Source organism: Neisseria flavescens, assembly GCF_001618065.1.
Taxonomy (GTDB): domain Bacteria; phylum Pseudomonadota; class Gammaproteobacteria; order Burkholderiales; family Neisseriaceae; genus Neisseria; species Neisseria flavescens_A.
The window spans coordinates 1-21,127 of sequence record NZ_LAEI01000046.1; the positions used below are offsets into that span (position 1 = coordinate 1).

Annotated in this window: 21 protein-coding genes, 1 tRNA gene and 1 riboswitch; of the genes, 8 read left to right on the forward strand and 14 right to left on the reverse strand. The window is 48.2% G+C overall.

The genetic code is table 11. The features are described from left to right. Window positions 1–316, forward strand: a 316-nt coding sequence (locus TW89_RS12070; RefSeq protein WP_349251555.1) for a type ISP restriction/modification enzyme, incomplete at its 5' end; no start/stop codon positions are given. Next, window positions 313–1,044, forward strand: coding sequence for a type ISP restriction/modification enzyme (locus TW89_RS07575; protein WP_128581048.1), 732 nt, complete (start codon window positions 313–315; stop codon window positions 1,042–1,044). The genes TW89_RS12070 and TW89_RS07575, both read left to right, overlap by 4 nt. A 253-nt stretch (window positions 1,045–1,297) precedes the next feature. Here TW89_RS07575 and TW89_RS07580 read toward each other — a convergent pair whose 3' ends face one another. The 8 genes from TW89_RS07580 to TW89_RS07615 all read right to left on the reverse strand — a co-directional run bounded on the left by TW89_RS07580 (window position 1,298) and on the right by TW89_RS07615 (window position 7,723). Further along, window positions 1,298–1,570, reverse strand: a complete 273-nt coding sequence (locus tag TW89_RS07580) for a YkgJ family cysteine cluster protein (protein ID WP_128581049.1) — start codon at window positions 1,568–1,570, stop codon at window positions 1,298–1,300. 58 nt (window positions 1,571–1,628) lie between these two features. Continuing rightward, window positions 1,629–2,642, reverse strand: coding sequence for a hypothetical protein (locus TW89_RS07585; protein ID WP_128581050.1), 1,014 nt, complete (start codon window positions 2,640–2,642; stop codon window positions 1,629–1,631). Between the two features lie 11 nt (window positions 2,643–2,653). Next, a complete protein-coding gene (locus TW89_RS07590; protein WP_128581051.1) occupies window positions 2,654–3,610 on the reverse strand; it encodes a hypothetical protein in 957 nt (318 codons plus the stop codon). Window positions 3,611–3,619: 9 nt separating this feature from the next. After that, a complete protein-coding gene (locus tag TW89_RS07595; protein ID WP_128581052.1) occupies window positions 3,620–5,140 on the reverse strand; it encodes a hypothetical protein in 1,521 nt (506 codons plus the stop codon). Between the two features lie 351 nt (window positions 5,141–5,491). Then, on the reverse strand, window positions 5,492–5,821 hold the full coding sequence (locus TW89_RS07600) for a helix-turn-helix domain-containing protein (RefSeq protein ID WP_070606384.1): 330 nt from the start codon (window positions 5,819–5,821) through the stop codon (window positions 5,492–5,494). After that, window positions 5,811–6,128, reverse strand: a complete 318-nt coding sequence (locus TW89_RS07605; RefSeq protein WP_249967814.1) for a type II toxin-antitoxin system RelE/ParE family toxin — start codon at window positions 6,126–6,128, stop codon at window positions 5,811–5,813. The genes TW89_RS07600 and TW89_RS07605 overlap by 11 nt, the downstream gene beginning before the upstream one ends. A 117-nt stretch (window positions 6,129–6,245) precedes the next feature. After that, window positions 6,246–7,421, reverse strand: coding sequence for a tyrosine-type recombinase/integrase (locus TW89_RS07610; protein ID WP_128581053.1), 1,176 nt, complete (start codon window positions 7,419–7,421; stop codon window positions 6,246–6,248). A 225-nt stretch (window positions 7,422–7,646) separates the two neighbouring features. Next, window positions 7,647–7,723 (reverse strand) — tRNA-Met (locus tag TW89_RS07615). A gap of 111 nt (window positions 7,724–7,834) precedes the next feature. After that, window positions 7,835–7,934, forward strand: a riboswitch (TPP riboswitch). A 94-nt stretch (window positions 7,935–8,028) separates the two neighbouring features. Between TW89_RS07615 and thiC the strand changes: the two genes are divergently transcribed. The 6 genes from thiC to TW89_RS07645 all read left to right on the forward strand — a co-directional run bounded on the left by thiC (window position 8,029) and on the right by TW89_RS07645 (window position 15,056). Next, complete coding sequence (thiC, locus tag TW89_RS07620) at window positions 8,029–9,918, forward strand: phosphomethylpyrimidine synthase ThiC (RefSeq protein ID WP_128581054.1); 1,890 nt, start codon at window positions 8,029–8,031, stop codon at window positions 9,916–9,918. A gap of 349 nt (window positions 9,919–10,267) precedes the next feature. Then, a complete protein-coding gene (locus TW89_RS07625; RefSeq protein WP_128581055.1) occupies window positions 10,268–11,272 on the forward strand; it encodes a 3-oxoacyl-[acyl-carrier-protein] synthase III C-terminal domain-containing protein in 1,005 nt (334 codons plus the stop codon). Beyond that, the gene (locus tag TW89_RS07630) at window positions 11,269–12,249 is read left to right on the forward strand and encodes an NAD-dependent epimerase/dehydratase family protein (protein ID WP_128581056.1); all 981 of its coding nucleotides are present in this window, start codon (window positions 11,269–11,271) and stop codon (window positions 12,247–12,249) included. Before TW89_RS07625 ends, TW89_RS07630 begins: the two co-directional genes overlap by 4 nt. A 4-nt stretch (window positions 12,250–12,253) precedes the next feature. Continuing rightward, window positions 12,254–13,078, forward strand: coding sequence for an MBL fold metallo-hydrolase (locus TW89_RS07635; RefSeq protein ID WP_128581057.1), 825 nt, complete (start codon window positions 12,254–12,256; stop codon window positions 13,076–13,078). A 59-nt stretch (window positions 13,079–13,137) separates the two neighbouring features. Beyond that, window positions 13,138–14,424, forward strand: coding sequence for a F390 synthetase-related protein (locus TW89_RS07640; protein WP_128581058.1), 1,287 nt, complete (start codon window positions 13,138–13,140; stop codon window positions 14,422–14,424). A gap of 176 nt (window positions 14,425–14,600) precedes the next feature. Beyond that, window positions 14,601–15,056: a hypothetical protein gene (locus TW89_RS07645; RefSeq protein ID WP_128581059.1), complete on the forward strand. Its 456-nt coding sequence runs from the start codon at window positions 14,601–14,603 to the stop codon at window positions 15,054–15,056. Between the two features lie 102 nt (window positions 15,057–15,158). Here TW89_RS07645 and murJ read toward each other — a convergent pair whose 3' ends face one another. From murJ to TW89_RS07675, 6 genes are all read right to left on the reverse strand, one after another. Continuing rightward, window positions 15,159–16,697, reverse strand: a complete 1,539-nt coding sequence (gene murJ / locus TW89_RS07650; protein ID WP_070765544.1) for a murein biosynthesis integral membrane protein MurJ — start codon at window positions 16,695–16,697, stop codon at window positions 15,159–15,161. Window positions 16,698–16,706: 9 nt separating this feature from the next. Further along, complete coding sequence (gene lpxB / locus TW89_RS07655; RefSeq protein WP_128581060.1) at window positions 16,707–17,882, reverse strand: lipid-A-disaccharide synthase; 1,176 nt, start codon at window positions 17,880–17,882, stop codon at window positions 16,707–16,709. Between the two features lie 160 nt (window positions 17,883–18,042). Next, the gene (lpxA, locus tag TW89_RS07660) at window positions 18,043–18,819 is read right to left on the reverse strand and encodes an acyl-ACP--UDP-N-acetylglucosamine O-acyltransferase (RefSeq protein WP_128581061.1); all 777 of its coding nucleotides are present in this window, start codon (window positions 18,817–18,819) and stop codon (window positions 18,043–18,045) included. Between the two features lie 75 nt (window positions 18,820–18,894). Then, window positions 18,895–19,344, reverse strand: coding sequence for a 3-hydroxyacyl-ACP dehydratase FabZ (fabZ, locus tag TW89_RS07665; protein ID WP_003681704.1), 450 nt, complete (start codon window positions 19,342–19,344; stop codon window positions 18,895–18,897). Between the two features lie 73 nt (window positions 19,345–19,417). After that, window positions 19,418–20,458: a UDP-3-O-(3-hydroxymyristoyl)glucosamine N-acyltransferase gene (gene lpxD, locus TW89_RS07670; RefSeq protein WP_128581062.1), complete on the reverse strand. Its 1,041-nt coding sequence runs from the start codon at window positions 20,456–20,458 to the stop codon at window positions 19,418–19,420. Window positions 20,459–20,559: 101 nt separating this feature from the next. Next, window positions 20,560–21,069 (reverse strand): OmpH family outer membrane protein, encoded by a 510-nt coding sequence (locus tag TW89_RS07675; RefSeq protein WP_128581063.1) that lies wholly within the window; start codon window positions 21,067–21,069, stop codon window positions 20,560–20,562. Between the last annotated feature and the right edge of the window lie 58 nt (window positions 21,070–21,127).

A 21,127-nucleotide genomic window follows, 5' to 3' on the forward strand; every position in this document is an offset into this window, starting at 1 on the left:
GAACGAACGAACGAACGAACGAACGAACGAACGAACGAACGAACGAACGAACGAACGAACGAACGAACGAACGAACGAACGAACGAACGAACGAACGAACGAACGAACGAACGAACGAACGAACGAAATTATACTGCATCAACAATCCGATATACCGAGCCGCAGCATAGAGAATTTAGTCATTTGTATATCAGGAACAGGATCAAACAAAGGATTTTCTGTGTTGATGACCGACCAAGTACCCGATTTGCAGTTACAGATGAACGGACAATGCTTCCCGATGTTCCTCTACGAAACCGAGGAGGCAGCGAAATGAGCCAGCAAGATATGTTTGCCGCGCAAGCGCAAATGCCGTCTGAAACAACCCAAACGAAAAAACTTGTCCGCCGCGATGCGATTACCAACGGTGCGCTTGCCCATTTTCAAGAGCCGTATGCCGAAAAAATAAGCAAAGAAGATATCTTCTATTACATCTACGGGCTGCTGCACAGCGAAGAATACCGAGAACGTTACGCCGACAATTTAAGCAAACAGCTACCACGCATCCCGCGCATGAAAACCTATGCCGATTTTGCCGCATTCAGCAAGGCGGGGCGTGATTTAGCGGATTTACACTTGAACTACGAAACCGTACCGATGTATCAGGGCGTGAAATTTTCAGGCAGCCTGAAAGGTTTGAAACTTGCCCCGCAGCAAATCATCGGTGGCGCAGACGAAGACTTCCGTGTGGTCAAAATGAAATTTGCCAAAAAAGACGATAAAACCAAAATTGTCTACAACGGCAAAATTACCGTGGAAAACATCCCCGAAGCCGCCTACGACTACATCGTAAACGGCAAATCCGCCATTGAATGGGTGATGGAACGCCAGGCCGTGACCACCGACAAAAAATCCGGCATCACCAATGACGCCAACGACTGGGCAGCCGACACCATGCACAACCCGCGCTACCCGCTGGAACTGCTCCTGCGTGTAATAACCGTCAGCTTGGAGACACAAAAAATCGTTAACAACCTACCAGCTCTAGATATTGTTGGTACTTGATTGCTGATACAGGCATAACAAACCCTGCCATCCCATTGTGGGTGGCAGGGTTTTATGTTGTCCATACAGTCATTTGATTGGGCAAAAATACGCCATCATACGTGAGAATTGTTTCAACTTTAAAGGATATGGTTGTTTTTTAGGGGAGAAATTCATGGGGTAAATTTTGTATTTTTCTCAAGAATTGAAATTTTTGAATAGCCCATGAGTTAGTTATTAATGGATTTTTTATAAATAACCTTATGTTTTGATCTTATTTTTCTTTCTGCCATTTTTCACAAAATTCGAGATTCATTTGAACAAATTTTTCCCAAGAAATATCATGAATTAGATATTTTTTATAATAGTCTTCTACACGACATACTTCAGGTCGATTTTCGTATATCGTACACAAGTTGGTTTCTTCATCTAAATATTGGCAAATGCCATCACCTCGATCAAGGAATATGGTTTGTTCACTTAGATTTACGCGACGACAACATTGACCACAAGCTGAACAGGGAAAAGGTGGAAGTTGATGCGGCATAGTTAAAAACTCATACAAACTAGGCTGCCTCAATTGAAAGCAGCCTAGTTTTTACTATTTATGCTTCTACTTGTTTTGGGAAAGCACTTTGAATCTGATTATGCAGCTCCAGTAAGTTGCTATCTGCATCACCTAACAAATTACCTTGCTCATCTAAGATCGGAGTATCCAAAACTACTTTTATTAACTGAATCAATTTTACATTCTTCATTACAATTAGTTTTGCATTATCTGAATACTTAGAGTAATCAACACCTTGCTCATCAATGATACTTTGCAAACGTTTTAAGTTACGACGAGAATGAGTACGTAATGTGGATAAGATAGAAATAGCGCGTTTTGCTACTTCGTTAATACCATCAGTCAAGGCGATTGCCACATCTGTATCCGCACGGAATTTTCTTGCCTCTTCAAGGTTGCTATAAGCATCATTTAATTTACTTTCTGCTTTTGAACCCATGTACCATCCTGCAATGAGTAGTGCTGGTCCGGTTGTTAATGCCCCCAATGCCATCATACCTCCAGCAACGCCCATACCACCTGAAGCAAGTGTTCCTCCGCCTAACCACGCCAAAGTTGCATTAGTGGCAGCAGCTCCACTCAGGCTACCAATCGCCGTTCCTGTACCTGCCGTAGCCAATGCCATCGTACCACTGTACGCGCCAAATGCGGTTAATGCTCCGCCAGCTAAGCCTGTACCAGCTCCCATTCCAGCACTTGCAACGAAAGAGACCTGTTTTTCCATGTTTTTCAATACAACAGTACTGAAGTCGTTTAAATTTAAATTTCCTAAATTACCATCATGTTGAAAATCGACATTTTTGATTTGGCTAAATATAGAAAGAAAATTTTGAACACTTGTAGTCAGGGTATCAATTTTTTTCTGGCCCAATTCTTGTAAGGATTTTTCACAATTAATGCGTGAATTTTCCAAGGCTTTTTGTGCTTTATTAACAATCTCATTAGCATTGTCATTTACACTATTAGCTTCATTGTTATCTACAATAGCTTTACCACCTTTATATAAACCTGTAGCAGCCAGACCGACACCAATAATTAAAGGAATTGCCATTATTTTTCTCCTTATTCATTAATTAATTCAGCTAATTCTTTATTAACTTTGAAAAGAGTTGACATTACCGTGTCAAATTCTTCTATATATTCACTATCAAAAGAACAAACCTGGCAAATCGTATTAATCAGTTGTTTCTCTTCTGTCTCAAATGCACCGCTGCTATATGCCGCTCCAATTAATTCACATAGGATAATTTTCTTTTCTCGTTCGGATAAGGTCAATCCAATTGCTACTTTAAGCGCAAACACTGTTTGAACTGCTTTTTGTAGGATTTCCTGTTTAATTTGCGGCAATGATGCCATGCTTGCTCTAATCTTTGTCGGTGTTAGAGTCAGAATATCTTCTCCTTTTGAAATAAGATATTGCATGACTTCTTGTTTAATATCAGCATCATCGGCATATTTACCTAAAATATCATCAATTGCATTATCTAGAACCCACCAAAATGTGGGAAACTTTTTTTCAGAATCACGGGATATATTTAAATGATCCAACAATTGGCTAACGCTAGCATCTTTTCTCTCAGAATCATCACCAAATAAGGAAAAAACGGATGCGCGGGAGAAGGAAAAAGTGGGTTTGACTTTGACGGTCATTAAGCCAATAGCTTCATTTCTCTCAGAATCATCACCTGCATACGATTCATCAGGTTCCGGATTATAGAAAGATGATGTATTTAAACTGGAATCAAAAGCTCTATATTGCTGATTTAAAGAAAGTTCTATAAAGTCACTATTAAAATCGATATCATTCTTATCTGATTTAAAGAGCTCATTTTGATACTCTTGCAACATTTCTGCTTCTTTTGAACTGATACTAGCTAGAAATTTTTTTAAAACTTCATCTGATGTAAATTCAGATATTTGTTCTGAGGCATCATTATCGTGTGAAGCCATCATCACAAGCATTGCTAATTCTAAAAACAATGCTTTATGTAACCGGGTCGGAAGTTGATTTAAAAACATATCTATCTCCTAAATGACTAAGACGTTTTGAGAAAGCATGACAGAATCCAGTTCTGCCATCGAGTTGATGCTAATTTTTTTCCCAAGTAAATCAGCAAATTTATTCATACCTTTACATAATTCATCGGCTGAAACATCATCTTTTTCTAATAGTTGAAATAGGTCATTACTCTCTTGATCTAATTGTGCAACCTTTGATGCAAATAATTCTTTTAAACCGATTTCATACTGTCGTGCTATTGCAGAAGCGGCAGCGCATTGAATTTCGATTAACCTTCGTCGTTCTGCTGATTCTTCTGCCTCTTTTAAGGCATTAAAAAATCCATAATACAAGGAATTAGTAATTGCATAACCTACCATGCTACCAATCAAGCCACCTAATACAGGAATAGGAATTGCTATTTGTCCAAGCATAGTGCATGCGCTCGTCGAGAGCATACCTGCGGCAGTTGCCCCCATTTCCTTTGCTAGATCAGTACCAGTTATTTCATTTTTTGCAAAACGAGTCGCGGATTTACCGACTGCTAAACAGACGGAGACAATAGTTCCAGGTAATCCAGTTGCAGAAAGTTGGCGCAATACAGTACGTTCTGATTGCTGCATATAGCTTTTAATCGCAGATCCTGCAAATGCTGAACCATAACCAACTCCTGCTGCAATTAAAGTACTCTTTGCCGTATCAACTACTGCAGCACCTAATTTTTTATCTCCGGACCATACAGCAATTACGTTACTTACAGCTGAAATAGAGCCTCCAATCGCAGCACCCAATTTTGCCCCTTCTAGACCTGCTTGATGGCTTACCTTAGCTATGTCTTTTATTGTCTCAAAGTTTGGATTAAGACGATATCTTACAGCTTCTTCGGTTGTTAGACCTGAGTCTGCAATTTTATGTTCTAACTGTCTGTAATTTTCAGCCTGTTTTTCAAATTTATCTGCTAATGGTAAATTACCTTTCTCCCGTAATGCTTGAGCTTGCTCTTTTAGATTATTCGCTTGTTCGCGGCAGGTGGCTTTCATTATTTCTACTTGCTCAGTAGGAACTTCTAACCAGTCTACAGCCAAATATCGTGAATAATCGTTTTTCCCTCCACCTTCTCCTCGAGCAATTTTTTTCAATAATTCATCAGGATGACTAACAAACTTCATTTGAGCAGTTGATAGTTCTTTGCCATCAAGTAGCTCTACAATATCCACAGTTATATTATTTTTTCCGTATTTTGCTAAATCTTCGCTACGTACGAATCGGTTTGCTTTGCCATCAATGATGGCTTGGGCATTTCTTTTTGAGACACTACTAATTTCTGCTGAAAAACCAGCTTGTTGTTTAATATTCCTTTCAACATCATTTGGATTTATTTTGTAATTGTTAATATCCAATAAACTTCGGTCAAATTTTTGACCAGTTTGCGCATCAATACCGCGTAAACCTTTTAGGAATTCTGCTCCTGCATCTCCATAACGACTTACAGTTTCAAATATGCCACCAGAAATGGCTGTATTGGTAATATCTAACGTACTTTTGGTCATTAATTTTCCCTCGACCATGAATTGAATCAGCCTAAAAAAGCTGGGAATATTTTAAATTTTTCATTCTTTGTTTTTAAATTTGAGAAGCATGTTCTCTACATGACTAGTAAATATAACATACAATTACATGGATTGGGGATAGCTTCTTGTTTATTCTGAAAGGAATAATTAGGCAGGGCTAACTCTTTGTAAAATAAAGACAGAGCATCTCTATTTTATCGTTAGTATAATTTCTGCATTAAGTCATTAATTGCTTTACCGCTTTAGATATGTACTGACGCAAACATAAAAAAACCTGCTACCCATATGAGTAGCAGGGCCTTATATATCATTATTCAAAAAGAATAAAAACTAACCGAGCTCACTAATCAAATTAGGATGCTTATCTAAAAGTTTCAGTAAAGCTCCTGCTGCCCCACTTGGTTTACGCGTACCTTGTTCCCAAGATTTAAGGGTACTAGAAGAAATGCCCAACGCTGCAGCAAATTTTTCTTGAGATAAACCAGTTTTTTGACGTGTCTGCACTGTAGAAAGAGCTTCTACTGATGTACACCGGGCAAACTTACCTTGCCTTAATTCATTTAAAGATTGTTTCAAGCTATCTTGAATTTGAACTGCATCTGGGTCATCATCAATAACAGCCTGTACAATTTCAGGAATATTCCAATTTTCAGGAGTCATGTCTCTGTCCTTTTAAACTTTTCAATTCAGACGGCTTTAAATTCTCTTTGTCATTCTTTGCATAAATATCCAAACAGACAATCAAACCATCTACCAAGATGTTGAAGTAAATGACCCGATAGCCACCACTTTTCCCACCACCTTGTCGAGCTACACGAATTTTCCGTAAACCACCGCCATTAGGAATAACATCTCCTGCATACGGATTTTGAGAAAGCTGGGCAAAGAAAAATAGACGTTCGTCTTCTTTTAAAAGTTTAGCAGCTTTGTTTTTAAATGTTTCAGTTTCAGCGATGGTATACATCATTTTTCTCTATACTAGAAATGTAACACATAGTATTACCTTAAAACAACTGATTAGCTAGTTATTAAATATAAAAATACTTAATCCAACAATAGTTTATCGTATTTCCTGCACTAATCACTAACCCTTTCTATCAAATTGTCTTATCCAGTTACTGTACCATTCCATCATTTCATGGCGTTGATCCAAGTATTCTGTACGATGATATGCCCGACGTATCTTATTGGCTTCAACGTGAGCCAATTGTCGTTCAACTATATCAGCATCAAATCCATTTTCATTTAATACATCTGTTGCAAGAGATCGAAATCCATGGGGAACTGCTTTTCCCTTATAGCCCATCCGAGCCATAATATAGCTGATAGTATTTTCGCTAATTGGCTTCATACTGTCCCATGCTCCGAAAAATAAATAAGGACTTCTTCCGGTAATCTCCTTCAATTCTAAAAGTAATTCGATTGCCCAATTAGACAGAGGCACAATATGAGGTCTACGCATTTTCATCTTTTCGGCAGGAATGTGCCATTCTCGCCTATCAAAATTGATTTCTTCCCATTTGGCAAAACGTAATTCATTAGGGCGCACAAACCAGATAATCTGTAATTTCATTGCAATACGTAGATATGCAGCCATTTGCATTTCTCCTAGCTTCTGAAAGAATCCAGGTAACTCACTTTGAGGTAACGCCAACCTGTGAACTTCTTTTTTTCTACGAATTACGCCTGTAAGAGGTAGAGCAGGATTAATCTTGATCAAACCTGTTTGTATAGCATAGTTGAAAACACATTTAATTCTCTGTAATACACGAATGGCCGTATCATTGACATCTCGTGCTTCAACGGCTTTAATAACTGACAACAATCTAGGCGTTTCAATCAAAGTAATGTCTTCATTGCCAATTTCAGGCAGTACATCAACCTCTAAAGAGTGCCAAACTGTTCTAGCATGTTTAGGTGTCCATCTCGTTGCTTCAGCTTCCCACCACTCCTTCGCCACTTGGAAAAAGGTGGTGCGTTTTTCCATATCCTCCTCAGCTTGATTTTTAAGAGCAGGGTCTTGTCCCTCTCTCAAACTCTTGCGCAGTAATTCACGTTCTGCACGAGCTTCTTTCAGAGAAATATCAGGATATTTCCCAATAGCCAAAGTTTTCTGCTTTTTATTGAAGCGATAGTTAAATCGCCAGTATTTGCTGCCGTTTGGATGCAGCAAAAGTACTAGGCCTTGACCATCTGATAGTTTTTTAATGGTGGTTGGAGTTTCAGCGTGTCGAATTCTTGCTTCTGAAAGTGCGTTCATTTCTATACCTTTCTGATTTCGTGTTGGTACAAAAATGATAGCAAAGGAAATGTACCAACAAATGTACCAACAACAGTTTTGGACTCTAGCAGACACTGCTAGACTAAATTGAATGGTGGAAATAATCGCAAAAATACAACAGATTGAAATTAATGAGATTTTTGAACTTTATTGGACGATATAGACATGAAAAAAGACCGCTATACAAGCGGTCTTTTTAGTATGTGGTTGCGGGAGCAGGATTCGAACCTACGACCTTCGGGTTATGAGCCCGACGAGCTACCATGCTGCTCCATCCCGCGTCAGAAGTTGTAACTATACGGAAAGACGGAATCGCTGTCAAGCGTTTTTGACAGAAAATGCGAAAAACGCCGCTTTACAAAAAACCGTCCGCATGGTTTAATTTTTCGTTAATAAAGAAACAGGGGTGCTGCTTTCAAACCGAGCGGCTGAGAAATACCCTTTACACCCGAACAGGATAATACCTGCGTGGGGAGTTTCGGCAAATGTGTTTTTAGACGGTTGATTGAAGATATCCACAAGGCCGTCTGAAAAAAAGCAATGCTCCTGTTTCCATTTCATAACCGAAAAACAGGAGCAATTTTTTATGACTACTGCTAAAAAAACCGGCGATGAGGCGCGCCGTCTTTCCGACTTGAGTGAAGACATCGGCATCCGCTTCCAATATCCCAATTCCAACCGCGTCTATATTCCAGGCAGCCGCGCCGACATCCGCGTGCCTTTGCGCGAAATCCGTCAGGACGACACCTACTCGGCGCAAGGTACGGAAGCCAATCCGCCGATTCCAGTGTACGACACCAGCGGCGCATACGGCGATCCGGCGGCACACATCGATCTAAAACAGGGTCTGCCGCACGTCCGCACCGCATGGCTGGATGAACGGAACGATACCGAAATCCTGCCTACCCTGTCGAGCGAATACGGCACCGAACGCGCGCACGATCCGAAAACCGCCCATCTGCGTTTCAACCAAATCACCCGCCCGCGCCGCGCCAAAGCCGGCCGCAACGTAACCCAGCTCCACTACGCCCGCCAAGGCATCATCACGCCGGAAATGGAGTTTGTCGCCATACGCGAACGCATGAAGCTGGACGAGCTTTTCAGACGGCCTGAATACGCCAAGCTCTTGAAACAACACGCAGGGCAAAGTTTCGGCGCGAATATCCCAACCCATCCCGACCAAATCACACCCGAATTCGTGCGCCAAGAAATCGCCGCCGGACGCGCAATTATCCCTGCCAACATCAACCACCCCGAACTCGAACCGATGATTATCGGCCGCAACTTCCGCGTCAAAATCAACGGCAACTTGGGCAACTCCGCCGTCACTTCCAGCCTGACCGAAGAAGTCGAAAAAATGGTGTGGTCGCTGCGTTGGGGCGCGGACACGATTATGGATTTGTCTACCGGCGCACATATCCACGAAACACGCGAATGGATTATCCGCAACGCGCCCGTCCCCATCGGTACTGTGCCTATTTACCAAGCTTTGGAAAAAACCGGCGGCATCGCCGAAGACCTGACTTGGGATTTGGTGCGCGACACCTTAATCGAGCAGGCAGAACAAGGCGTGGACTATTTCACCCTGCACGCAGGCGTATTGCTGCGCTATGTGCCGATGACGGCCGACCGCCTCACCGGCATCGTATCGCGCGGCGGCTCCATTATGGCGAAATGGTGCCTCGCCCATCATCAGGAAAACTTCCTCTACACGCATTTCGACGAAATCTGCGAAATCATGAAGGCGTATGATGTGTCGTTCAGCCTCGGCGACGGCCTGCGCCCCGGCTGCATTGCCGATGCCAACGACGAATCCCAATTCGCCGAGCTGCACACCTTGGGTGAATTGACCGCCAAAGCGTGGGAACACGACGTACAAGTCATGATCGAAGGCCCGGGCCATGTACCGTTGCAACGCGTCAAAGAAAATATGACCGAAGAGCTGCAACACTGCTTTGAAGCGCCTTTCTACACCCTCGGCCCGCTCGTTACCGACATCGCCCCCGGCTACGACCACATCACCTCGGGCATAGGCGCGACCAATATCGGCTGGTACGGCACAGCCATGCTCTGCTACGTTACCCCGAAAGAGCATTTGGGCCTGCCCGACAAAGAAGACGTGCGCACCGGCATCATTACCTACAAACTCGCCGCCCACGCCGCCGACCTCGCCAAAGGCTGGCCGGGCGCACAGTTGCGCGACAACGCCCTGAGCAAGGCGCGTTTCGAGTTCCGCTGGCGCGACCAATTCCGCTTAAGCCTCGACCCCGAACGCGCCGAGAGCTTCCACGACGAAACCCTGCCAGCCGAAGGCGCAAAAATCGCCCATTTCTGCTCGATGTGCGGCCCTAAATTCTGCTCGATGAAAATCACGCAGGAAGTGCGCGACTACGCCGACAAGCAAAAAGCCCAACAGCAGGGCATGGAAGAAAAAGCGATTGAGTTCGTCAAAAAAGGGGCTAAGCTTTACAGTTAAAACGTAAAACGAAAAAGGCCGTCTGAAAATGTTTCAGACGGCCTTGACTATTCCTTATTGCTTCTTCAATAAATTTTATACACAACCTTGATTCATCTTGTTTTCAAACAGCGAAAATCAAGCAATTGCCGGCTTCTTTCGAAATTTAAAGGCGTTTTAGAGCAAATCCGATAGTGCATTCATAAAAAAGGTCGTCTGAAAATCTGCTTAGGCTTTTCAGACGACCTTTTGTTAGGTTTGATTTATCTCTCTTACCTGAGACGTTTTTTAGAATTCGGTCAGCATAGAAACATTGACAATGACAAAATATTAATACTATGCTGAAGTATTACTCACTAGCGGATATATTATGCAAACGACTCATCCGAACCCATCCCCCCGTCTCAACATCATCGGTACAGGCAAAGGTCTGCCTTCTCGGTTGGTCCCTTCCTCCGAAATCGACGCCCTGCTCGGCATCAAAGAAGGCCGCACCGAAAAACTCAGCGGCTTGGCGCAACGCTACTTTCTGGCGGACGACGAATCTGCCGATGCGATGCAGCTTCAAGCCGCAAAAAGTGCGCTGGCGGCGGCAGGCATCACGATTGACGATGTGGACTGCATCATCAACGCTTCGGGTATCGATCGTCAATGCATTCCCTTCAACGCCGCGCATACCTTGCGCCTGCTGAATCCCACCCGCCCGATTGCCGCATTCGACATCAACATGACCTGTCTGTCGTTCTTACGCAGCTTGGATTTGGCGGATTCGCTGTTATACAAATATCCCACCATTTTATTGATCAGCTGCGATGTCGCTTCTGTCGGCTTGGACTGGAACGATTTTCACAGTTCGACCATTTTCGGCGACGGTGCGGCGGCGGCAGTCATCAGGTCGTCTGAACACGGCGGCGTACTGACAAGCAAATTCGAGGTACATCCCGAAGGCTACGAATTTTGCACCATTCCTGCAGGCGGCTATGAAAACCACCCATCCAAACATCCCGAAAGCTATGTCTCCCAAGCCTATTTCCACATGAACGGCAAAAAACTCTACAAACTCGCCGCCGAAGCCATACCTGGTTTCTTGGACGAGGTTTTGGCGCAGGCAGATTTGACGTTGGCAGACATAGATTGGTTCGTTCCGCATCAAGCAAGCCGTGGCGCTTTGCAACACATTACCAGTCGTCTGAAACTCGACCCTGCCAAAATAGTCGATATTTTCAACACCCACGGCAACCAAATCTCCGCATCCATTCCTTCCGCATTGCACCACCTGCTGACCGACTTTCCCATTCGCTCAGGTGATAAAGTTTTGCTGTTCGGCACATCCGCAGGCATCGGCTTGGGCGCACTGGTTTGGGAAAAACCATGAAAAAAGCCATCGTTACCGGCGCTACCGGCGGACTGGGGTGCAACCTCGTGCAGACGCTGCTTGCCCAAGGCTGGCAAGTAGCCGCCTGTGGGCGCAATGCCGAAATCGGCAAAATGCTGGGGACGGAATTTCATGCCTTCGATTTGTCCGACCGCAATCAGACTCTGAAAGCGTTTTCTGAAGCCGATATCGTGTTCCATTGCGCTGCACTGTCTTCGCCGTGGGGGCGATACGAAGATTTCTACCGCTCCAACGTGACCGCCACACAAAACGTCTTGGCCGCAGTACGGCACCACCGCATCGGCAAGCTGATACATGTTTCCACGCCCAGCATCTATTTCGATTACCTCGACCAGCATAAAGTCCCCGAAACCTTCGTTAGCCGCTACTTCGTCAACGACTACGCCTACACCAAATTCCTTGCCGAACAAGAAGTCGCCGCCGCTACCGACATCTCTAGTGTCATCATCCGTCCGCGTGGCATTTTCGGTGAATACGACACAGCCGTCCTGCCGCGCCTGCTCAAAATTTCCGAAAAAGGCTTTCTGCCGCTGATTCGACGCAGCGACCGCGAAGCAGGCGACGCATTAGTGGACGTTACCTACGTTGGAAACGTCGTCCATGCCCTTATGTTGGCGGCCGAAGCCGATGCACCCCGCGCCATGCCGTTCAACATCACCAACGGTGAGCCGCAGACCATTGCCGCACTCTACCGGCAAATTATCGATACCCTGCATCTCGGATGTCGTCTGAAACCCGTCTCCTACCGCCTGATTGACAGCGTTGCCCGCATACTGGAAACGCAGGCGAGGCTGACCCGTTCCTTTCGTGAGCCCCTCGTTACCCGTTACAGCATAGGCACGATTTCCTTCGACCAAACCCTAGACATCAGCCGCGCCCGTTCGCTGCTCGGCTACGAACCCCAAATCAGCGTTGCCGACGGGCTGCGGCAATACGCCCGTTCCTTGAAAGGCTGAAGCTATGGACATCCGTTTCTACCACACCGGCTACTGCACCCATCCCGAATGTATGGTCGAACGGGGCGGCGGCCTGCGTAAAGCCGCCTTTCCCGCCATGACCGCCCACATCACCCACCAAGGCGGCAACCTGCTTTTCGACACCGGCTACGCACCCCGCTTTTTCCAAGCCTGCCGCCGATTTCCCGAAAAATTTTACGCACTGACCACGCCCGTCACCCTCAGCCAACCGACCATACGCGAGCGTTTGGGCAATGCCGCTCACGACATCAACCAAATCTTCCTGTCCCACCTTCACGCCGACCATATTGCCGGACTCAAAGACTTCCCCGATGCAGAAATCATCCTTTCCCGCGCCGCCTATGACTTTGTTTACCGCACTGACAAGCCCGAAAGCCTGACCAACCGCATCATCGAAGTCAAACAAGGCTTCCTGCGCGAGCTGTTGCCCCAAGACCTGCCGCAGCGTGTCCGCTTTATCGAAGATCTGCCCGAAGTCCGCCTTGACGAAGCGTTTTACCCGTTTGAACAAGGCTACCGCATCAGTGCCGATTTGATTGCCGTCGCCCTGCCCGGCCATGCCGCCGGGCAATACGGACTGATAGCCGGAGAATTTTTCCTGATTGCCGACGCCGTTTGGCGGTTTGCGACCATCAGCCACAACCGCCGACCTAATCCGCTGACCGGTCTGATCGCGCAAAACCACTCCGCCGTCCAAGTCACCATAGACCGCCTGCAACACCTCCACCGCCGCAACCGCGAAATCATCCTCGTTCCCAGCCATTGCGAACCTACCCTGCGGCGTTTGGGCATGGAAGGCTTGGATTAAAACAGGCCGTCTGAAAACCCAACAAGCCAAAGCCTCTCAACCGCCCCAAAGAACACACCATGAAACCTTCAAAATGGCAAATCCTCAAATCCTTCTTCAACACCCGAGACTACACGGAACGCGCCGTCCTTGAAGTACACCAGCAAAAACAGCTCGACCGCCTTTTAACAAACCACGACAGCCGCTTCTACCCCCACAGCGCCAAGCTGCAAGACTACCCCGTTATCAACAAACGCATCTTCATGCAGTATTTCGCCGACATCAACGCCTACGGCATCAGCGAAAAAGACGCCCTCTCCGTCGCCCTCAAAGCCGAAGAAAGCCGCGACTTCAGCCCCGTTTTTCAGACGACCTCGGGCAAAGAAATCACCGTCGGACTTTCCTCCGGTACCAGCGGCAACAGGGGCATTTTCCTCGTTTCCCCCGAAGAATCCGCCCTGTGGGCAGGCTATATGCTCAAACGCATGCTGCCCCGCCCCTACCTCGCCCGCCACAGCATCGCCTTCTTCCTGCGCGCCAACAGCAATCTCTACACCGCCGTCAAAAGCCCGCTGATACGCTTCGAGTTTTACGACCTGCTCGAAGCCTTGGACGCACACATCACAAGGCTCAACGCGCAAAACCCCACCATCCTCATTGCCCCCGCCCAAGTGTTGCAGCAGCTTGCCCAGCATCCCGACCTCGCCATATGCCCAAAAAAAATCATCTCCGTTGCCGAAGTTTTAGAACCGCAAGTCAAAACCCGCATCGAACAACGCTTCGGCACGCCAGTTCACCAAATCTACCAATGCACCGAAGGCTTCCTCGCCCACACCTGCGCCCACGGCAACCTGCATCTGAACGAAGACATGGTTTATATCGAAAAAGACTGGATAGACCGCGAAAGCGGCCGCTTCGCCCCCATCATTACCGACTTCAACCGCAAAAGCCAACCCGTCATCCGCTACCGCCTCGACGACGTTTTGATTGCCAACAACGCGCCCTGCCCCTGCGGCAGCGCATTCGCCCGCATCAGCGCCATCGAAGGACGCTGCGACGATATCCTCGATGCACGCACGACAGGTGGCGAACCTTACGCCCTCTACGCCGACTTCATCCGCCGCGCCATGATTTCAGACGACCTCATCCAAGAATACCGCGTCGAGCAACACGGCAAAGCCCTACACATTTTCCTCACGCCCGACACAGAGCAAACCCGCGCCGCCGCCACACGCAACCTAGACCGCCTGTGGCAGACGCTGCAACTTCGCCCCTTTGATTACGTTTTCCAGCCGGAACAAACCCGCCCCCTGCACCAAAAACGCCGGCGCGTGACGAAAATTTTCCCGTATAGCGAAAATACATAATTGTTTTAGAGCCTTGCCTTTCAAAGCAAAGACAAAAAGGGTCGTCTGAAAAATTTCAGACGACCCTTCCAGTAAAAAGAAAACGCCATACCCGACCTTACCTTCCTACTTTCCGTAAAACCTGCCATGTTAAGCTTGCAGTAACACCCAACACTCTTTCAGACGACCTAAACCTTATGCGCCACCTTATCCCCCTCTTCTTCCTATCATTTCCGTTAGCAGCCTATGCAGGCGGTAATTTTTCAAAAGCACAAGTCCTCAGTATTGTAGGCAGCCACGGTTACTATCGAATTTCCGTCCGCCAAATAGAACGCCCAATTTATAACGATGGATGTACGACATACAATATCCGTATTACCCCTCCTAGAAAAACCTTTTGGGATCTGTTTGGTCTGGGACGAGCCGACGACCATCCCACCGCCGAAAAAACACAAGCCACTGCCGCAGTATTGAAACAGCACGCCGCCAATCAGCAACCGCTAAAAATCGGCTATTTGGGTGGCGGACTGTATCCCGATCCTCAGCAAAAATGCCTTTATCACGGCACTGGGATGAGGTTTGATGCACCGGACTTTTTAGCCGTACATCAAGACGAACGCATGGATCTATATCCTTATCTGACCAAACCATAAGTCCATCCCCGCCACAAAGTAAAAAGCCCTTGAAATCAAAATCCAAGGGCCTTTTTATTAGTGGATTATCTTCAAAACAGGCAATGACTTAAATTGGTTTCCTTATTTTTCTACCCTGCGGAAATGGTGCGGACGGAAGCCGAGCGCGGCGAGGGAAACGAAGTAGAGACCGCCACCCAAGGCAATCAGGACGCAAAGTTGTCCTGCCCTTTTAAAACCACCGACGTGTACCCATTCAAACGGCAGATAATATTGCGCCGCCCACAAACCGCCGCCCATGACGGCCAAAGAGATGGTTATTTTAACCAAGAACACCGGCCAACCTTTGCGGGGCTGATAGATACCATGTTTGCGCAAGAGGTAAAACAGCAAACCTGCGTTCAAACACGAACCCAAACCGATGGAGAGAGACAGGCCGACGTGTTTGAGCGGCGAAATGAAGGCAAGGTTCATCAACTGCGTACAAATCAGTGTGAAAATGGCGATCTTAACGGGAGTTTTGATGTTTTGGCGCGCGTAAAAACCGGGTGCCAACACTTTAATCATAATCATCCCGATCAAGCCGAGGGAGTAGGCAACGAGCGCCTGTTCAGTCATTTGTGCGGAGTACAGCGTAAACTCACGATACATGAACAAAGTTGCAACCAGAGGGAAAGCCAGCACGGCAAGACCGACTGCGGCAGGCAGCGCCAGCAACATACACAGGCGCAAACCCCAGTCGAGCAGGTCAGAAAACTGTTCGGTATCCTGACTGGTAGCGTGTTTGGACAAGGTAGGCAGCAAGATCGTGCCGAGTGCCACACCCAAAACGCCGGTCGGCAATTCCATCAGTCGGTCGGCAAAATATATCCACGACACACTGCCGGACTGCAAAAACGAGGCGAAGATGGTATTGATGAATAAGGAAATCTGCGCCACGCTCACGCTCAAAATTGCCGGTGCCATCTGTTTCAGCACGCGGTTGACCGCCGCATCTTTAAAGCTGAGTTTGGGCATTTTCAAGAAGCCCAGTTTCGCCAACCAAGGCAGTTGGAACACCAGCTGCAACACACCGCCGACAAATACCGCCCATGCCAAAGCCATTATGGGCGGATTGAAATACGGCACGAAAAACAGGGAAAAAACGATAAAGGAAATATTCAAAAATGTCGGCGTAAAAGCGGGGATACCGAATTTATGATAGGAATTAAGGATCGAGCCGACAAAAGAGGATAGTGAAATCAAAAAAATATAAGGAAATACAACCCGTAGCAGATCAATGGAAAGCTGAACCTTATCAGGTTCATTGATAAAACCAGGGGCGTTAGCAACAATCACCCACGGCGCGGCTAGTATGCCCAGCGCGGTAACGATGACCAACACAAACGACAACATACCGGCCACATGACGCACAAACGCCTGCGTGGCTTCGGGCGAGCGGGTTTCTTTGTATTCCGCCAAAATCGGTACGAAGGCTTGGGCAAATGCGCCTTCTGCAAAAATACGCCGCAAAAGATTGGGCAGTTTAAACGCAACAAAAAACGCATCCGTCGCCGTACCTGCTCCAAACGTACGGGCAATAATCGTATCGCGTACAAAACCCAAAATGCGCGACACCATCGTTAGGCTGCCAACCTTGGCCAATGCTCCCAATAAATTCATGTATTTTCCTTACTTGTCTTTCAGGCCGTCTGAAAATCCGGCTTCTTCCAATACTGCCGCCGCCGCCAATGCCGCCGTATCTTTTTTCAACAGCAGATGCAAGGCGTGGAAATCCTGTTCCAACGCGGCTACGGCTTCAGGGCAGTCATACCAGTCTGCCACGGCCTGCGCCAGTTTTTCAGGGACGGCATCATGTTGCAGCAACTCGGGAACGGCGGCTTTACCCAACAAAATATTGGGCAAACCGACATGCGGCACTTTGATTTTGTTTTTCACATATACATAAGTCAGCGGCGAAATTTTGTAGCTGATGACCATAGGCCGTTTGCACAAAGCCACTTCCAAAGTCGCCGTACCGCTGGTAACCAATACCACGTCGGCAGCGGTGCAAACCGTATCCGACTGCTTGTCGGTCAACGTGATGGGAAGGGCGGCGAACTCAGGTTTCGCCAAAATTTCGCTAATGCGTTTGCGCGTTGCGGCCGTTGCCACAGGCAGCAAAAACTGTGCCTGCGGATAACGTTTCAGCAGCAATAAGGCCGTCTGAAAAAACACCGCCGCCATGTAATCAATTTCGCTCACGCGGCTGCCTGGCAAGATGGCAAACACGGGCACGTCCTCAGGCACGCCCAGCTTCTGACGCGCAGCCGCCCTATCCGCTTCCACCGGCATGGTTTGCGCCATCGGATGACCGACAAACTCAGCCTTGCCGCCGGCGTCAATATAAAGCTGAGGTTCCATCGGAAACAGGCACAACACGCGGTTGACCTGATGTACGATTTTATTGACCCGTTCGCGTCGCCACGCCCAAACCGACGGGCTGACGTAATGAATGGTATGAATGCCTGCCTGCTTGAGTTTTTCTGCCACGCCGAGATTAAAATCCGGCGCATCGATGCCGATAAACACATCCGGCTTGAGGCGGATTAAATCATTCACCAGCCCTTTGCGGATTTTCAAAATCTGCGGCAGGCGTTTGATGACTTCAACAAAACCGCGCACCGCCAGCTTTTCCTGATCGTACAAACTCTCAAAGCCCTCCGCCTTCATGCGCTCGCCGCCGATACCGGTAAACCGCGCGTTCGGACAGCGCGCCTTAATGGCACGGATTAAGTGTGCGCCGAGCAAGTCGCCGGAAGCCTCGCCGACGCTGATGGCGATAAGGGGGGAAGAATTGGGGTTCATGTTGTTGAGGTTCGGAAGCTAAAAGATTTTGTGGCGGACATTTGCCCGCCCGTTTTCAGACGGCATCTGCGGCAAACGGACAGGAAACCTGCCCTACTGCACGGATTTTTGCAATCCAAAGGCCGTCTGAAAAAGTTTCAGACGGCCTTCAATCCATCAATCAACGGATAATACCGCGTGTGGATTGTGCAAAAAAGTCTTTAAATACCGCCAATTCGCTTTGGGTTTCGGCGCGTTTCAGAATCTCTGCCTTGGCTTCTTCAAACGGAATGCCGCGATGGTAAATGGTTTTATACACATCTTTGACAGAGGCAATCTGTTCGGCCGTGAAACCGTTGCGGCGCATACCTTCGCTGTTGAGGCCGGCCGGTTCGGCGCGGTAGCCTGCAGCCATAAAGTATGGCGGTACGTCTTTGTGTACGCCGGCGGCAAACGCGGTCATGGCGTAGTCACCGATTTGGCAGAATTGGAACACCAGCGTGTAGCCGCCCAAGACGACGTAGTCGCCGATGGTAACGTGGCCTGCGAGTGAGGCGTTGTTAGCGAAGATAGTATGGTTGCCGACCACGCAGTCATGGGCAAGGTGGCAGTAGGCCATAATCCAGTTGTCGTCGCCGATACGGGTTTCGCCGATGCCGGTAACCGTACCAAGGTTGAACGTCGTAAATTCGCGGATGGTGTTGCCGTTGCCGATAATCAGCTTGGTCGGCTCGTCGCGGTATTTTTTGTCCTGCGGAATTTCGCCGAGGCTGGCAAATTGGAAAATGCGGTTGTTTTCACCGATGGTCGTATGGCCGTTGATGACGGCGTGCGGACCGATTTCGGTATTTGCACCGATTTGCACATTAGGGCCGATGATGCTGTACGGGCCGACTTTGACGCTGGAGTCGAGTTCGGCTTTAGGGTCGATGACGGCGGTCGGATGGATAAGGGTCATGCTGTCTCCTTGCTGTCTGATACAGGTATTGCCTGCAAGATGCCGTCTGAAGCTTTCAGACGGCCTGTCCCATTCTTACACCACGCGTTTGGCGCACATAATCACGGCTTCAACGGCAACTTGGCCGTCGACTTTGGCAACGGCGTTGAATTTGCCGATACCGCGTTTGTTGGTCAACAGCTCGACTTCAAAAACCAGTTGGTCGCCGGGGATGACTTGGCGTTTGAAACGGGCGTCGTCGATACCGGCGAAGAAGAAGAATTCGTTTTCTTTGCGGCCGCCTTCGCTGAGGATGGCGAGTGTGCCGCACGCTTGTGCCATGGCTTCGATAATCAGCACGCCGGGCATCACGGGCAGGTCGGGAAAGTGGCCTTGGAACTGCGGCTCGTTCATGGTCACGTTTTTAATCGCAGTCAGGGTTTTCATCGGTTCGAACGCAGTAATGCGGTCGAGTTGCAAAAACGGATAACGGTGTGGGATAAGTTTTTGAATGTCTTTGGCTTCGATCGGGAGTTGTACGTCCATGATGTTCGTCTTTCCTTGTTTGTATTGGGTTTAAACGTATTCGGATGCGGGGCGCGGACTGTTTGCGCCGCCTTTAGGCTTCATCGCTGTCGGCAAGCTGTTTTTCCAGCGTTTTGAGGCGTTTGTTCATTTCGCTCAAACGATGGATATAAACGGCATTGCGCGCCCAGTCTTTGTAGCCCGACATCGGGAAAATACCGGCCAAATGCTGGCCGCTTTCGGTAATGCTGTGGGTAACGGATGTGCCGCCGCCGATGGTAGTTTTATCGGCGATTTCGATGTGTCCGACCGTGCCGACGCCGCCGCCGATAATGCAATAATTGCCGATGGTGACGCTGCCGGAAATGCCGGTTTTGGCGGCAATCACGGTGTGCGAACCGATTTTGCAGTTGTGGCCGATTTGGACTTGATTGTCGATTTTGGTGCCGTTGCCGACGGTCGTGTCGCTCATTGCGCCGCGGTCGACATTGGTATTTGAACCGATTTCCACATCATCGCCCAGCGTGACTGCGCCGGTTTGCGGGATTTTAAACCACGAATCGCCGGCGAAGGCCAAGCCGAAACCGTCCGCGCCGATGACTGCGCCGCTGTGGATTTCGACACGGTTGCCCAAAGTGCAGCCGTAATAGATAACGGCGTTGGGATGCAACACGACTTCATCGCCCAACGTGCAATCGTGTTGGACAACGGCATTGGCCAAAATACGGCAGCCTTCGCCCAATACGGCATTCGCGCCGATATAGGCATTCGCGCCGATTTCGCAGCTTGCCGGCACTTTGGCGCTTACCTCGACAACGGCGGTCGGATGTACGCCGCCCTGTGCTTTGACAATCGGCGAGAACAATCGTGCCACTTTGGCAAAATAAAGATAAGGGTCGGCAGCCACAATCAGGTTGCGGCCCGCAAATTCATCTGCGGCTTTCGGCGACACAATCACTGCGCCTGCTTGGCTGTCGTGTACTTCGGCTTTGTATTTCGGATTGGCCAAAAAGCTGATGTGTTCCGCCTGCGCCTGATCCAACGGACGGACAGCGGTAATGGCGATGTCTTCGCCTTTCCATTCGCCGCCGAGCTGGGAAACGATTTGGGACAGGGTGTATGCTTGTGAAGTCATGATAATCTGCCGTCAAGATGTCAGGCCGTCTGAAAGATGCCGGTTTGGGTTTCAGACGGCCTTAGGTTTGTCTGTATGGTTACATTCGCTGCCGAGCAGGGTCAGTGAGCATTTAGGGCTTTAATAACGCTGTCGGTAATGTCGTAGCGGCCGTTGACGTAAATCACGTCCTGCAAGATGAAGTCATAACCTTCGCGTTTGGCTAAATCAACGATGACGCGGTTGGCATTTTGCTGGAGCGCGGCGAATTCTTCATTGCGGCGCAGGTTGTAGTCTTCAGCCAACTCGGCCTGCTCCTTGCGGAATTTTTGTACCAGATTGCGCCACTTTTGGGTTTCCGCTTCCCTTTGGCTGTCGCTGAGCTTGTCGCCGCTCAGTTTTCGCTCCAAAGCCTCGCCTTCCTGTTGCAACTTTTGCAAGGCGGTTTGACGGCTTTTGAACTCTTTTTCCAAAGTCATCTGAATGTTTTGCGCCTGCTTGGATTCCTGATAAACGCGCTCGGTATTGATAAAACCGATTTTCTGCACGCCATCCGCCGCCGCTTGCGGCAAAAGCACGAAACCCGGCAGGGCTACGGCGAGGACACGGAGGGTGTCGGCTATTTTACTCATGATAAAAATCCTTGCTTAAAAACAAACGGGCGGTTTGCAATAAGCTTGCCGCCAATCT